16 protein-coding genes are annotated in these 14,664 nt (G+C 41.4%); 1 reads left to right on the top strand and 15 read right to left on the bottom strand.

The genetic code is table 11. From position 1 onward, the window contains the following. Positions 1-85: 85 nt before the first annotated feature. Both ACO1R6_RS11920 and murI read right to left on the bottom strand, forming a co-directional pair. Entirely contained in the window at positions 86-670 is a 585-nt protein-coding gene (locus ACO1R6_RS11920) for a Cj0371 family chemotaxis-regulating polar lipoprotein (RefSeq protein WP_486265018.1), read from the bottom strand. Positions 671-849: 179 nt separating this feature from the next. Beyond that, on the bottom strand, positions 850-1,668 hold the full coding sequence (gene murI, locus ACO1R6_RS11915) for a glutamate racemase (RefSeq protein WP_486265017.1): 819 nt from the start codon (positions 1,666-1,668) through the stop codon (positions 850-852). Between the two features lie 263 nt (positions 1,669-1,931). On the opposite strand from murI, the gene ACO1R6_RS11910 reads away from it, so the two are divergent. Continuing rightward, complete coding sequence (locus ACO1R6_RS11910) at positions 1,932-2,345, top strand: SPW repeat protein (protein WP_486265016.1); 414 nt, start codon at positions 1,932-1,934, stop codon at positions 2,343-2,345. An 84-nt stretch (positions 2,346-2,429) separates the two neighbouring features. On the opposite strand, the gene ACO1R6_RS11905 is transcribed toward ACO1R6_RS11910, so the two are convergent. The 13 genes from ACO1R6_RS11905 to hpt form a co-directional block, all read right to left on the bottom strand. Then, a complete protein-coding gene (locus tag ACO1R6_RS11905) occupies positions 2,430-2,954 on the bottom strand; it encodes a GNAT family N-acetyltransferase (protein ID WP_486265014.1) in 525 nt (174 codons plus the stop codon). A gap of 82 nt (positions 2,955-3,036) precedes the next feature. Further along, positions 3,037-3,612, bottom strand: a complete 576-nt coding sequence (locus ACO1R6_RS11900; protein ID WP_486265012.1) for a hypothetical protein — start codon at positions 3,610-3,612, stop codon at positions 3,037-3,039. 452 nt (positions 3,613-4,064) lie between these two features. Next, complete coding sequence (locus ACO1R6_RS11895) at positions 4,065-4,859, bottom strand: glycoside hydrolase family 16 protein (protein WP_486265010.1); 795 nt, start codon at positions 4,857-4,859, stop codon at positions 4,065-4,067. A 324-nt stretch (positions 4,860-5,183) separates the two neighbouring features. Continuing rightward, positions 5,184-6,269, bottom strand: a complete 1,086-nt coding sequence (locus ACO1R6_RS11890) for a winged helix DNA-binding domain-containing protein (protein WP_486265009.1) — start codon at positions 6,267-6,269, stop codon at positions 5,184-5,186. A gap of 110 nt (positions 6,270-6,379) precedes the next feature. Beyond that, the gene (locus ACO1R6_RS11885) at positions 6,380-6,715 is read right to left on the bottom strand and encodes an L-rhamnose mutarotase (RefSeq protein WP_486265008.1); all 336 of its coding nucleotides are present in this window, start codon (positions 6,713-6,715) and stop codon (positions 6,380-6,382) included. A gap of 74 nt (positions 6,716-6,789) precedes the next feature. Next, entirely contained in the window at positions 6,790-7,701 is a 912-nt protein-coding gene (locus ACO1R6_RS11880; protein ID WP_486265006.1) for an ABC transporter ATP-binding protein, read from the bottom strand. Positions 7,702-7,919: 218 nt separating this feature from the next. Then, positions 7,920-9,068, bottom strand: a complete 1,149-nt coding sequence (dnaJ, locus tag ACO1R6_RS11875) for a molecular chaperone DnaJ (protein ID WP_486265004.1) — start codon at positions 9,066-9,068, stop codon at positions 7,920-7,922. A gap of 3 nt (positions 9,069-9,071) precedes the next feature. Further along, positions 9,072-9,638, bottom strand: a complete 567-nt coding sequence (locus ACO1R6_RS11870) for a nucleotide exchange factor GrpE (RefSeq protein WP_486265002.1) — start codon at positions 9,636-9,638, stop codon at positions 9,072-9,074. 234 nt (positions 9,639-9,872) lie between these two features. Continuing rightward, positions 9,873-10,868 (bottom strand): GTPase ObgE, encoded by a 996-nt coding sequence (gene obgE / locus ACO1R6_RS11865; protein WP_486265000.1) that lies wholly within the window; start codon positions 10,866-10,868, stop codon positions 9,873-9,875. A gap of 104 nt (positions 10,869-10,972) precedes the next feature. After that, positions 10,973-11,566, bottom strand: coding sequence for an adenylate kinase (locus tag ACO1R6_RS11860; protein WP_486264998.1), 594 nt, complete (start codon positions 11,564-11,566; stop codon positions 10,973-10,975). Positions 11,567-11,624: 58 nt separating this feature from the next. Next, positions 11,625-12,587, bottom strand: coding sequence for a hypothetical protein (locus ACO1R6_RS11855; protein ID WP_486264996.1), 963 nt, complete (start codon positions 12,585-12,587; stop codon positions 11,625-11,627). Between the two features lies 1 nt (position 12,588). Then, complete coding sequence (locus ACO1R6_RS11850) at positions 12,589-13,815, bottom strand: MBOAT family O-acyltransferase (protein WP_486264994.1); 1,227 nt, start codon at positions 13,813-13,815, stop codon at positions 12,589-12,591. Between the two features lie 285 nt (positions 13,816-14,100). Beyond that, positions 14,101-14,649, bottom strand: coding sequence for a hypoxanthine phosphoribosyltransferase (gene hpt / locus ACO1R6_RS11845; protein WP_486264993.1), 549 nt, complete (start codon positions 14,647-14,649; stop codon positions 14,101-14,103). Positions 14,650-14,664 lie beyond the last annotated feature (15 nt).

Below are 14,664 nucleotides of genomic sequence, written 5' to 3'. Positions count from 1 at the left end.
ATTGCCTGCCGGCCAGAAATACGCGAAAACATTTAATCTATTAGATTAATAACAGGCCGGCACGAACGTTTGGGTTACTACTAACTTAAGCATTAAAACCACTGCTACGACCCGAAAAAACACCGGATCGGCCAGCGGGGGCCGTAGTGCGGCGCGTGGCACCGTTGTTGTATGTAGCACCCCGGCTCCGCTGCTGCGAAACATCGTTGCGCCAGGCACTGGTACGCTGCATAACGTTGGGATTGGCATAATACCGTGGGTTCGGCGACATCATCCGGCCAGCCATATAACCTATGCTACTCCACATTAATACATCCATCATACCAAAACCATTGGTATTGTTTGGGTGTACCGAGGCATACTGCTGCATTTGGCGTTCCAGCGCTTCGCCCCGCAAGGTATCTATTTTACCATCGTGGTGCCGCAATATGGCGGCTACTTCGCCGGCGCCAGCCGGGCGCTCGTCGGTAATTTGCCAATAATCGGGCTTGGTTTCAGTTAATTCGGTAATTACCCCGCGGCTGTTAGACTCACCACCCGTAGACCAATCGGTGGCGGTTTGCTCGTTGGCGGGACTGTTGTTACAAGCCGTTAAGCCCAGGCAAGAGGCGGTGGCTACGAGTAAAACATTGCGTTTCCAATCGCCCACCAGTAAATATTTTCTTTTCATAGATAGCTTAATAAGTTTTAACGGCAAAGCAATACGCTTAAATCCGGATAAAAGAGCGATAAAGTATTAGTGCTCTGGATTTAAATAAAATAGCTCTGCGCTTTTGTCTAACTTAAATTTTTAAACTTAATACTTTGCCCCCGTCAGGACATTTAATTGCCCGACCAGGTACTATAAAATTATTCCCAAAGGGGGTAATGCTCCAGGTGCACCTCTCGTTTAAAAAAAATACGCGTAGAGGCTTCGAAAGACCGGGTAAAATCTGATACGTAAAAAGTATGGTCTTGCGTTAAAGCAACAGCAGCTAAATTTTGCTCTTCTAAAAAGGTTTTTACGTATTTAGCTACAATTTGCGAGGCATCTACTATATCTACTTTGCCCTGGTAGTAATCGTGGATTTGGTTTTTAATTAACGGATAATGGGTGCAACCCAGTATTAAAGCTTCAATATTTCTTAAAGACGGGTCGGATAAGTACGCATTAATAATACTCTCGCTGATATTATCTTTAAAAAAGCCTTCTTCAATCATGGGGGCCAGCAAAGGGGTAGCCACCGCATTTAAAGTAATATTTAAATTAAGGTCGTCAATTTTTTTGCGGTAAACATTAGAGTTTACGGTTTGCTTTGTACCAATTAAACCAATGGTTTTATCTGGATAATTATGGCCGATATACGAAATAACGGGATCTATCACATTTAAGGCTTTGGCTTTACTACCCACATACTCGCGCACCAAATCATAAGCTGCCGCCGATGCCGAGTTGCAGGCGATCAGAATAAGCTTGCAATTTTTTTTTACAAGTAAATCGCAAATTTTAACGGCATATGCCTGAATTGCAGCCGTAGATTTATCGCCGTAAGGCAAATGGGCGGTATCGCCAAAGTAAAGAATTTGCTCGTGCGGTAATAAACGGTTAATGGCATGGGCTACGGTAAGGCCGCCAATGCCACTATCAAAAATACCAATAGGCCGCTGCTGCGGAGAGTTTGGAATCATGTATTATATTATAAAAATACGAAGGTAGCAGAGAATATTTTTTTAAACCTACTTTAAACGCAAATATTGCATTTTAATCCGCAACCCGCCCTTTTATAATTTATTAGAATATATAACTTAATTAATCTAAAACTCTGTAATCAGATTAATTAACAAATTAAATTTGTATATATTTTATAAAACCCACTAACCTAATTTTATTACCCAGCGTATAAGCTCTTAAACAAAAATTAAATTTTACACAAATTACAGGAGATTATATTATGAGATTTATTTCAACCAGAGTTCATGGGATATTAGATTATCTGATGGGCGCTTTATTAATAGCTGCACCCTGGATATTGGGTTTCAATAATGGGGGTGCTGAAACCTGGGTACCGGTAATATTGGGTGTGGTAATGTTACTACAAGCCTTAATGACCGACTTTGAGATGGGTATATTTAAATCAATCTCTATGCCCACCCACTTACGCATGGATTTTATCGCCGGTATTTTTCTGGCTGCATCGCCTTGGATTTTTAATTTCGATGAAACCGTATGGGCGCCTCACGTAATTTTTGGTTTAATGGAGGTAGCGGCTTCGCTCATGACCCGTACAGTACCAACTTATGCCAGTACTGCTAACCCCGTACGTACCGCCGTGGACGATTTTACCCACGATCGGAACCGCATGTAAGCGGATTTAATCTATAGACAAACAAGCAAACAAAAGTAAAAAGCCGGACTAACTAGTTAGTCCGGCTTTTTACTTTGTGGCTAATTAACTTAGCTGTGTAATTTCAAACCAACCGGCAGGCTGACCTAAATAGTTGAAGTGTTGCCGGCACGTAAAGCCTAATTTGCTTAATACCTGGCAAGAACCATTATTTTTAAGATCGGCAATAGCGTACACCACGGGTAGTTGTAGTTCCTGGAAAGCGTAGTTTAAGGCTGCCCGACCAGCTTCGGTAGCATAGCCTTTGCCCCAATATTCCCGGATAAACCGGTAACCTAAATCATAAAAATGCTGGTGCCCGTTTACTTCTTCTTTAATCAATTTTAATCCTGCCCAACCAATAAATTGGTTCGTTTCTTTTTCTACTACCGCCCAGCGGCCAATACCATTGTAGATATATTGCGCGCGAATAAAAGCTATGGTTTCCTGGGCTTGTGCTTTGGTGTGAATCGGTTGGTTACCTAAATAGGCATGCACTTCCGGGTCAGCATCCAGCCGAAAAATTCCTTCTTCATCAGCAGGTAATATTTCTCTTAAAAGCAGGCGATCCGTTTCGGCAAATATTTTCATGTAGTTTCGGTTTGGGCAACATTGGTTTAGCTTGCCAGTATATAAAAATTTTGGCGAAGCACCGTAAATTATAGTTTAAAGGTTAAACTTTATTTTTCTTTTTAAGCAGAGCGTAGGCCAAACTAAAATTTAAATAAAAAACCTGGAAGCCGGCTTCGGATAGGTTATACTGTAGTCTAAAAGCAGCGTCTAAGCGATTATGCTGGTAACCCAAACCAGGGGCAACACTTATTCCTCCTAAAGTTCTTTTAAGATCCGGGGCCTGCTGGTAATCTAAGAGGTAAGTAGTAGCCATAATGCCGGCTTGGGCCGCGGCGTACAAACCCGTAGTTGATTTATCATTTCTCAAAGGGTAATATTTTAACCCAATCTGCACCGGAATAGCCCTCCATTTAGAAGTATAAGGCTGGAAAAAACCAGTATGGGTCTGCTGGGCAAAACTTAAATAACTCACCGTTGCCGTACCCGCAACATGCTTACTCCACGGTGACTGCAAACTTATAGCACCGCCCCAGCCAGTTCCAGCCTGACTTTTTAAATGGCTAGTCTTAGGCAAAGCTACATCGGGACCGAGAAAAATTCCTGTTTCTGGGCTGCAAGCCGCTACTACACTTACTAAGCAGATAGTGCATAAAAACTTATGTAGCGGCATTTTCATGGAAGTAGAATTTACATGAGTTATGGCTTGGTTTTAATCAAAATAAGCGTGTTTATCCCGCATTTTTTACGCCGAGAAACTTAAGTTAGATATTAGACAAGTCTCACTGATGCAAGAATTACCCGGAATTGTTCAATGCTTATTATAATATTGAATATAAGTATAATTGCTTAATAATCAACAATTAAAACCAACATAAAACTAATTAGGCGCTTTAATCTTACTTTTGGCTAAAGTGCCGCCGATTATTAATTTCTGCTAGCCAGAATATTTTATAAAAAATGCGCCCATAGGTGATAACAAATTAAAATTCTATTAGCTAGTTTATAACGGCCAGTGGTCGGAAGAAAGCAGACATGGTCGGACGCCCGCGCCATATACCACTTAATCTCGGCAAGCGCAGAACTGACTAATTATGTATATAAAATGGTAAGCCGGTTATATTGAGTCATTTATTGGTAAACCCGAACGTAATCAATATAAAATTTTTGCGGCAACTTCGTTACATCTACTCCTTTTTGGCCGCCCCAACCGCCGCCAAAAGCCAAGTTCAGAATTAAATAAAACGGCTGATCATAAGGCCAGGCATCGGTACCGGTACCTTCGTTTTTAAAAGTAAAAACTACTTTGTTGTCCAGCAGGAAATCAATTTTCTCTTTCGTCCAATCCATAGTGTACACGTGGTAATCGGCGTAAGGCTGCGGGTAGGGCACGGTAGCACCTTTATTTGTTTTCTTAACGTGGTTGTACGCTTTGGTATGAATATTAAAATGCAGGTTATCGGGGTCGTAGCCCACATGCTCCATTAAATCGAGTTCGCCGCAGGCCGGCCAGCCCACTTGTTTCTTGTTTTTGCCCAGCATCCAGATGGCAGGCCAGGTACCCAACGACGACGGAATTTTGGCCCGCACTTCTACCCGGCCGTATTGCCATTCGCCTTTGCCTTCGGTGGTAATGCTGGCCGAAGTAATAGGCACTTTTTTGCCGCTAACGTTTAAAGAATCGAGCTGGGCCTCAATTATCAGATTTCCATTTTCAATCCGGGCATTTTCAGGCCGGTTACGGGTATAATATTGCAGTTCTTTGTTCCGGATATAACCTTCTTCATAGGTCCATTTACTTGCATCGGGCAAGCCGCTTTTATTAAATTCATCCGACCAAACCAGCTTTAGCTTTTTAGGTTTAGGCGGAAAAAAGAATGCAGAAATTGCTATAAAACAGGCTAATATTATTTGTGCTGCTACCATAAAAAGGGCTATAATTGCTTTATCTCAATTTTATAAAAATTCCTGAATAAACTGCTCCCCTAAATAAAAGAACCATAAATATTTACAGACTAAACTTACTTTTATATTCAGCTTTAAACTTTTAAAGAAGCTGTTTAGTATTTTGTTTTCATCAAACGCTGGTGCTTTCGCCAACAATTTTGAAACTTCTGCCAGACTACTCAGAGATAATAATACCTTACTCATAAGGCTGAGCAAACTAGAGCTGGCACGAGCAAGCGGGCGTTATTCTAAAATAATTATTAGTTTATTGTTTACAGCTAAAATACCCCGCCAGGAAAGTGGTTAAATAATTGAATAACTTATTGTAACGGCATTTAAGTACGATTTATACTTTTTAATTACCCCTGCGAGTTTCTGCTCATCCAGTTCCAAGGCAGGATTAAATAAACGTAAATATAAATGTACGCCTGCTTTCTGCTTACTAACTTGCCAATGCCCCACTACTTGCCCACCAACTAAGATAATGGGTTTAAAGATACCGTTATTGGTAATAATATCGCTGGTGGTGGCGGGCGCAAGCGATGCCGATCTATCTTTGTAGCTTACCAAAAACTCGTCGAAAGCGGGTAGCAAATGAATAGCTACCGGGTTGGCGTTAGCTGTGGAAAAAGTATCTTTAAACCAGTACGTTTCGGCGGCTATTTTCTCATAAATGAATTCGGTTTTAATTAAATCAATTGCTTTTTTAGCATCGGTTAACGTTAAACCGCTCCACCAGGCAAAATCCGCAACGGTTGCGGGTCCATGACTGGTAAAATACCGGGTGGCTAACTTTGCCAGTGCCTCTGTTCTATCTATTGCCGGGTTGCTAGTGGGCACCCGTTCCCGGAGCAAAGCATAAGTTTGTTTATTGCCTTGGCGGGCACCATTACACAATATTCCTTCTAACTCGGCATTTAATATAATATGAGCCGCCCGCATATTGTCGGTTTGAATACCACCTGCCTGTAGCGCCGCAACTAACTCTTGCCGGGTAAGTTGCTGCCCACCCATTAGGGCTTGTTCTAAAAGGTAGTTAGCTCCGGAGAAAACCGGCTCGTTTAGCTCTAGTTTCCGGTTCATGAACGCACAAGCTTTTTTAATCTGCGGGGCGGTTAAGTGTAGTAGCCAGTAAATATCCTGGGCTGCTACCAAATGCCAGGTAGGCCGCAAAATATGTGTCCGGATAATTTCGCCTTGGTTTATAGCGGCCTCTACGGCAGTTTCTGTAAATTGGGTAAGACGCGCAGCTACGGCCCATTTAGCCATACCATAATCCTGGGCCTGTACTGCCCCAAGCCAACTTACCAGTTCGGCCGGCTTGGTTAGCTTAGGCAGGGCTACGTGCTGGTTATAAAGCCGTATGAGTGCTATTTCTGATTTATTCATTTACCAGCTTAGATAAATAAACATTTTATTATTTAAGGTAAGTTTTAAGGCATTTAATTAACTAAACCGATACGACCGGTTCCTAAATATTGCCGGTTCGGGAATAAACTTTATAAAGAAAATATTCTTTCCATGAACACCCATTTTTCGCCGGGTTTGGCCCAGACCAATGGCTGCTGAAACTGTAAAACAAAGTTTTCCCATTGCTGCACCTGAGGGTTGGCCACATCCAAGGCTGCTTTATTTTCAAAAGTAAACGTATCGTCGGTTTCCATAAGCATGAACAAACGATTACCGGTCCGATAAATCTCCATGTTGGTGATACCACTGGCCCGGATACTTTCCCGGATGCCGGGCCAGCCATTTTCTTGCTGGTGCCAGTATTCGTACTCCGCAATCAGTGCCGGGTCATCTTTTAAATCGAGGGCTAAACCGTATCTTTTCATGCTTTAATGGTTTAAGCTACTATTCTTTATTAAGATTGAAAAGCTGCAATATTTATTACAAACCTGCTATCCATTTAGGCGGTAATGCTTTCGTTTACTTTCTGAATAAAAATATCATTTATGCTGGGAATTTTCTCCCGGAAGGATTGTATTTCTACCTGGCTCAGCAGGTAACGCAACAAATCGTTGGGTTTGGTATTATTTTGTAACCGGATGGAAGCTTTAAAATGGCCATTGCTTTCGGTATGCTCCAACACTTCAAAATCGGGCGACAGAATAAACATCCGACCGGAGCCTTCTACCAGGTAAGTAGCGGTTTTATAAATATTTTTAATGTGCGCTACTGGGCCGTCCAGCACCTTCTGCGAACGGTTTATCAGGGCAATACTGTCGCAGAGTTCTTCTACCGATTCCATGCGGTGCGTAGAAAAAATAATGGTACTGCCTTTTTCCCGCAGGGCCAGAATTTCGTCTTTTATTACGTTAGCATTTATGGGATCGAAACCAGAAAAAGGCTCGTCCAAGATAATTAATTCGGGCTCATGCAACACGGTAGCAATAAACTGCACTTTTTGCTGCATGCCTTTCGAGAGGTCTTCCACGTTTTTCCCCATCCAGGAGCTAATGTCAAATTTAGCTATCCAGTTTTTAATTTTTTGCGTGGCTTCGGCTTTGCTTAAGCCCTTAAGCTGGGCTAAGTACAAAAGCTGCTCGCCTACTTTCATTTTTTTATAAAGTCCCCGCTCTTCGGGCAAATAGCCCATATTCTTAATGTGCTCGGGACGGAGCGGCTCATTTTTAAAATAAATTTTGCCGGTATCGGCGCCAGTTATTTGGGTTATAATCCGGATGAGGGAAGTTTTACCCGCGCCATTGGGGCCCAGCAAACCAAAAATGCTGCCGGCCGGAATCTCAAAAGAAATATCCTGCAGGGCCTGGTGGTTGGCATAATTTTTAGATACGCCGTCGATTTTAAGAATACTCAAGGATTATAACCGTTAATAATTGGTAAGGATCTTAACTTGGTTGTTAAAAAAGCACCGGCTAACACAATGCTTCTTCTTTCAAAAATACGGGATTAACCAGCAACTACAAGTACTGCCCGCAATAAAATAACGGATAGCGCCTATAAAACAAAAGCCACCAAAATATTGGTGGCTTTTAACCTAAAACAGGTGATGTATATTTTAAGGCTTAATGCCTATTATTGAAAATATTCTTTCATTTTCTCAAAAAAGCCTTTTTCGTGCTTACCGGGGTGCGGCGTAAAGTTTTCGGAATTACGCAGTTTCTCCAGCAAAGCCCGCTCCTCATTCGATACATTTTTCGGCGTCCAGACGTTGATGTGAATCAGTTGATCGCCTTTGCCGTAGCCATTTATATCTTTAATGCCTTTGCCCCGTAGCCGCAATATTTTGCCACCCTGGGTACCCGGATCTATTTTTATCTTTACTTTTCCTTCAATGGTAGGTACTTCCAGGTTAGCGCCCAGCGATGCATCTACAAAACTAATGTATTGGTCAAAGACAACGTTGTTGCCGTCACGCTTTAATAACGGATGCGGCTCTTCTTCAATCTGAATAAGTAAATCACCAGCAACTCCTCCACGTTCGGGCACATTGCCTTTGCCACCCATCGATAATTGCATGCCATCGGCTACACCCGCCGGAACATTAATAGCAATTACTTCTTCTTTCAGTTCGCGGCCTTCGCCGTGGCAATGGTCGCATTTTTGGGTTACTTTCTGTCCTTCGCCATCGCAGGTAGGGCAGGTATTCGTAGAAACCATCTGACCCAGCATGGTATTTACTACTTTACGCACCTGGCCGGTACCCTGACAGGTATTACAGGTTTGCAGCGAAGCCCCATTTTTAGAACCGTTGCCACTGCACACATTACAAGCTACGTAACGTTTTACCTTTATTTTCTTTTCTACACCGTTGGCAACTTCTTCTAAATCTAATTTAAGCTTGATCCGCAGGTTGGTGCCTTTGCGTACGCGCCGGCCACCTGAGCGGCCACCGCCAAAAAAGTCGCCAAACGGACTACCCTGGCCACCACCAAATATATCGCCGAACTGGGAGAAAATATCTTCCATGTTCATGCTGCCGCCACCAAAGCCACCACCGTTTACGCCCTGGTGGCCGTAACGGTCGTAACGGGCGCGTTTATCCTGGTCGCTGAGCACTTCGTAAGCTTCAGCGGCTTCTTTAAACTTATCCTCAGCGGTAGGGTCGTCGGGGTTTTTATCCGGGTGAAATTTAATGGCTATCTTGCGATAAGCTTTTTTTATTTCGTCGGCACCGGCTCCTTTGGCAACTCCTAAAATCTCGTAATAATCTCTTTTTGCCATGGCCTATGCTCCTATTACAACTTTCGCGAACCGGATAACTTTGTCGTGCAAATAATATCCTTTCTCCACTTCATCAATCACTTTGCCCTTTAAGCTTTCATCCGGGGCCGGAATCTGGGTAATGGCTTCATGCACATCAGCATCAAAAGCAGCACCTTTGGCATCCATTGGTTTCAGGCCTTTGCCCTGCAAAATGCTAAATAATTTATTATAAATAAGTTCTACACCTTCTTTTACCGAGGCTACATCCTGGGCATTCTGCATCGATTGCCGGGCCCGATCAAAATCGTCGACAACGGGTAACAAAGCCACTACCATTTCCTGGTTAGCGGTTTTGAGCAAGTCCAGGCGTTCTTTAGAGGTACGACGCTTGTAATTATCAAACTCAGAGTAAAGCCGCAGGTATTTATCCTTCATCTCGGTTAACTCTTCTTCCAGCTTGCTGGCCGGTTCCTGGCCTGGTTCACCGTTTTCCGGTAAAGCCTGTTCTTCCAACGTAGATGTTTCGCCTTCGCCGGCAGTTGGCTGCTGCTGTTCTTCTTCGGGTAAATTATAGTTATCTGCTGACATAGCTTAATTTATTCTCTCGGTTATTCTTGCCTAAGATGTTTATCAATTAATTTGCCAAACCCAGTATTGTGACAAACTGACACGGTTTTAAGATGCTAATGTTTTAATGTGCTGATGTGATAATTATTTAATGTGGTAATTTACCAATGTAAAAAATGGGGATTTGGATAAATTAGAACATTATCAAATTTGCCCATTACCAAATCAGCACACTACTTAATTAGTACATTAAACCTACTCTGCGTTCAGGGTTTTCCAGATTAAGTCTTTTAAGGGTGTAATTCCTTTTTGGGTAATGCTGGAAATAAATACCGTAGGCAAATCTTTGGGTAAGCCCCGGCGTATTTCCTGTTCCAGTTCGTCGTCAATCAGGTCGGTTTTTGTGATGGCTAACAATCTTTGCTTGTCCAGTAGTTCCGGATTAAAAGTTTTCAGCTCATTTAATAATATCTGGTACTCGGCGGCAATATCCGGGCTTTCCACCGAAATCATAAACAATAAAATAGAATTGCGTTCGATGTGCTTCAAAAACCGGATACCTAAGCCTTTGCCTTCCGAAGCGCCTTCAATAATCCCCGGAATATCGGCCATTACAAACGATTTGTAATCGCGGTAACTGACCACCCCCAGGTTGGGCACCAGGGTAGTAAAAGGGTAATTAGCAATTTTGGGTTTAGCCGCCGACACCACCGACAACAGCGTGGATTTGCCAGCATTCGGGAAACCAACCAAACCTACATCGGCCAGGAGTTTCAGTTCCAGAATCATCCACTCTTCGCGGCCGGGCTCGCCGGGCTGGGCATAACGGGGAGTTTGGTTTGTAGGTGATTTAAAATGCGCGTTGCCCAAGCCACCCCGGCCACCAGGCGTTAATATGGCTATTTGGCCGTCTTCTATAATTTCAACTACCTTTTCGCCGGTTTCGGCATCGCGCGCAATGGTGCCAACTGGTACTTCCAGAATTATATCTTCGCCGTCGGCCCCGGTAGAATGGCTGGCCCCACCCGATTCGCCGGGTTTGGCAATAACGTGTTTCATGTACTGCAGGTGCAGCAAGGTCCAGAGCTGTTTATTGCCTTTTAAAATAATATGCCCGCCCCTACCGCCGTCGCCACCGTCCGGGCCACCTTTGGCATTTTTTTTATCGCGGTGCAAATGCGCCGAACCGGCTCCACCGTGTCCGGAGCGGCAACAGATTTTAACGTAATCTATAAAATTGGATGTAGCCATGGGTGCGCTAAAGAATAGTAAATAGAAAATAACTTTATGCTGTTTACTTCTTTTACCATTCTGGGGTTAAAAGATAAAATAGTCTCCGTAAAGGCAGGCTATTTTCAGATAGCTTTGGATTGCGTAATATATGTATCGATAATGGCGCAGGTTTGACCAAATATTTCTTCAATTTCGCCAATGCCGTTAACGGCGTGAAACTTACCCTGGCTGGCGTAAAAATCGGCTACAGGAGCCGTTTTGGTGTTATATTCTTGTACCCGTTTGCGTACCAGGCTTTCGTTCTGGTCGTCGGGGCGACCCGATGTTTGTCCGCGCAGCAACAAGCGTTTGGTTAATTCTTCTTCGTTTACCTCCAGGGCAATCATGCAGGTAATAGCCGTATTATTTTCGGCCATCAGTTTGTCTAATCCTTCGGCTTGGGGTACGGTCCTGGGGAAACCATCGAATATAAAGCCGGCGGCCGATTGATTTTCTTTTAGTTTGCTATCAATCATGCCAATTACTACTTCATCGGGCACCAATACCCCTTGGTCCATTAACGTTTTGGCCCGCAAGCCTAACTCGGTACCAGCTGCAATCTGCGACCGCAACAAATCGCCGGTTGATAAGTGAATCAGGTGATAGTTATCAATTAACTTCTGACTTTGGGTGCCCTTGCCCGCACCCGGAGGACCAAACAAAACAATATTTAACATATTTAATTAATAGGATATAGCACAAAAATATATAATCAAGTTGTTTAATTCAGAAGCTTTATCTTTTTTTTGCTTTTATTATAGCAGCTAAGTCATTGCCTATTCTTTCTGAAAAAATAGAAGCTCCCTCCGAATTCAAATGCAGCACATCGTAGTAATATTGCTTTTGCTCCGAAAACTCAAAATTGTTAAAATAATTTAATATAATAACACCCTTCTTTTCAAAACTATAAAAAATATTTTCATATTCTTTTAAATTTTGATATTTTCTAGTTTTATAAACTGGACAAAAAACAATAATTGGAATACGATTTTGCTTTTTTATCTCATCAATAAGGCGGAGATAGTGGGCTACCAAATTAGATTGGATTGAAATTATTTCGGTTAAATTATTAAAATTTTTTTCGGGTGTTGGCCTATGTTGGTACTGGTGAGAGAACCCGATTCCAGGGGGTATAGTTGTTTTTGGCGATTCAAAATAGGTTTGTAATCCTTTATTTAAATATTTATAAGTATCGTTGTCAAAACCAACAAAAGAGTAAAAAGGAATATGTTGTAATTTCCATGTTAATTCTGGTTCACTTTCTAATAAAGACGTCCTTATTTCCGGGTTATTCAGAAAAGGTAAATAAGCATTTAACCCGGAAGGATATTTTTTGGGTTCAAATTCATTTATTGTAATGCCAATTATTACGTACTGGCAGTTTTGAGAATATTTATTAAACTCTTTTAAAATACCCCGATAATTGATTAAAATCTGACCATTGGCACCTAAATTAAACGTAGTTAAATTAGTTATTTTAGAAATTACGTCTGGATTAAAATTAGTAACAACTACCGAAGAACCAAAAATAGCTATGTCCGGATCAATTAAATGATTCATTATACCATTAACAATGGTGCGTGTATTAGAGGCATTGTACGTATTTCTGATTCCTCTCACCAAAAGGCTCTCTAGTATAGAAAGAAGCATAAATAGCAGGAGCAGGAAAAGAGCAGTCCGAACAAAAAACGCTTTCATATTAGAATTGGAAATAAATAAAGGTTTCTTGCTGATAGCTACCAAATAAAAGAATGCCCAAAATAAGTAAATAGTACAAACTCCAGCGAGCCCAAACCGGGCTGTTCTGAGACTTTAAAAACCACAAAATTGATTCTTTATAATGCTGAGCTACTAATATTAAAAATATAAAAAATACACGCCAGAAAAATACAATAAACGGTGAGCCATGGTATAATATTTTTTCGCGGCCCAAATTATTATTGGTTATAATATCGCTGGTTTGGGCAAATACATTCGTAAATAAATTAGTGGAAATATAAAATCCATTGGTTAAATTATCTGCTCTAAAAAAGATCCAGGCAAAACACACTAGCAAAAAAGTAAATATCAAATCGGTTGCCTGCAACGCTTTCTTTAAAATACTGGATTTTAAATTCAAGTAAACTTTCTCCCGTAGCGGTTTAATTCCCTGCCCCACGATCAAATACATGCCGTGTAAAGCTCCCCAAACTACAAAAGTCCAGTTAGCGCCATGCCAAATTCCACATAATAAAAAAACTATCAGCAAATTGCTATATTTTCTAAAATGGCCTCGGCGGTTTCCGCCCAATGGAATATAAACATAGTCGCGAAACCAGCTGGATAAAGAGATATGCCACCTGCGCCAAAACTCCGAAACAGTTTTGGCATTGTAAGGTTGGTTAAAATTTTCCATTAACCTAAAGCCCATTACGCGGGCACACCCTAAAGCAATATCGGTATAACCTGAAAAATCGCAGTAAATTTGAAAAGCAAAAAATATAGTAGCCATTATAAGCGGAATACCGGTATATTCCTGCGGCTGGGTGTATATATCATTTACCACTATAGCCAAACGGTCGGCAATTACAATCTTTTTAAATAAGCCCCATCCTATTCTTTGTAACCCACAGGTAATCTGCTGAATATCAAATGCGTGCTTTTCATAAAACTGATATAGAATATGTTGCGGCCTTTCAATTGGTCCGGCTACTAACTGCGGATAAAACATTACATACAAAGCAAAAATACCTAAATTCTTTTCTGCTACTTGATGCCCACGATATACCTCAATGGTGTAACTCATGGCCTGAAAAGTATGAAAAGATAGACCAATAGGTAATAACAGATTTAGATAAGGAATTTTATTAGTATAACCCAGATAGGTGGCAATGCCCGAAATATTACCATTAATAAAGTTAAAATATTTAAAAAAAACCAGTACCAAAACATTGGCCAGAATACTTATAATTAATATTTTTTTCTTTGTAACAGGTATAGCGGTTTTTTGTATATAAAGAGCAGAATAATAATCTATTAAGATAGTAAATAATAAAATAAAAATATATACTGCTTTAAAGAACATATAAAAACCGCAGCTTGCGCCAAGCAACAGCAACCACCGATACCGATGGGGCAGTAAAAAGTATAAAATGGTTACAACCGGAAAAAATATTAAAAATTCAAAAGAGTTGAAAAGCATTTGTCGGCAAGTAAACTTCTAAAATACTTATCAACCCTCAAGCACTTTATAAATATCGCGTAAGTTACGCCCCAGACCATTATAATCTAAGCCGTAGCCTACTACAAAATCGTTTGGGATAGATTTGCCAATATATTTTACTTCTAAATTGTGTTGCACACAATCGGGTTTTAAGAGCAAAGTAGCAATCTCGATAGAGGCGGGTTCGGCTGCTTTCAGGTTTTGCAGCAAAGCATTTACGGTGTGGCCGGTATCAACAATATCTTCCAGAATAATAATATGGCGGTTCCGGATATCCTCTTTCAGGCCAATAATTTCGCTAACTTGTCCGGTACTGCTCATGTTCTGGTACGACGATACCCGGAGAAAAGAAATTTCGCAGGGAATGCTTATTTCTTTCAGTAAATCGGCTGCAAACATAAAGGCCCCGTTGAGTATGGCTAGAAATAAGGGCGTTTTGCCTTGGTAATCGGCGCTAATGCGAGCGCCTAATATTTGGTTGGCTTGTAATATTTGCTTCTCCGGAATATTAATTTCGAAAGATTTATCGTGGAGGGTAACGCGGCCTGGAAGATTCATGAATAGTGGAGCATG

The sequence above is a fragment of the Adhaeribacter sp. genome (genome assembly GCF_057359045.1).
The sequence above is the reverse complement of the archived record's forward strand: the minus strand, read 5'-3'. Positions and strand labels throughout refer to the sequence as shown.